This window comes from Parabacteroides sp. ZJ-118 (assembly GCF_011038785.1).
Lineage (GTDB): Bacteria > Bacteroidota > Bacteroidia > Bacteroidales > Tannerellaceae > Parabacteroides.
Window position 1 is genome coordinate 1 of sequence record NZ_JAAKDT010000040.1, and the last position, 526, is coordinate 526.

Below are 526 nucleotides of genomic sequence, written 5' to 3' on the forward strand. Positions count from 1 at the left end.
TCGTTCCGAAAGGGATATATTTGCTTGTTTCTCTGATGCTCTGCCCGACCGCTGGGGGCGGACATTGCTAAATCGTCGTGAGCAGATTGCCGCTTCTGAAGAAAAACGACCGGTGCGCCGTCTTACCACTTACGACTATCTTATGGGTATTGATGACGAGTCACGAATGGGCGGATTTCGCTTTGCGGAAATACCCGGTGGTGAGTTCATAAATTGCGAGGCAAGTTTGCGAGTGCCACCATTGGCATGTGTTAGAGAACTAATGCACGCAGCGCATGAGATAGAGGTCTGTGAGGAAAAGCATCTGTTACCATCAAAGAAATGGCTTGCACAGTTGTTGCATCCCGGCACATCTCTTGGCGGTGCCCGACCGAAAGCATCAGTAATTGATGAAGAAGGAAGATTGACAGTTGCCAAATTCCCGTCACGTAAAGATGATTATGATGTCGGTCTGTGGGAACATTTCTGTCATGTTATGGGTCGAAAAGCCGGAATAAATGTGGCAGAGACACGCACAATTATGGGA

General features: G+C 48.3%; 1 protein-coding gene. It reads left to right on the plus strand.

Features of this window, described 5'->3' with window-relative positions:
- Positions 1-526: HipA domain-containing protein (locus G7Y39_RS10805; RefSeq protein WP_165157484.1), on the plus strand; the 526-nt coding region annotated here is incomplete at both ends.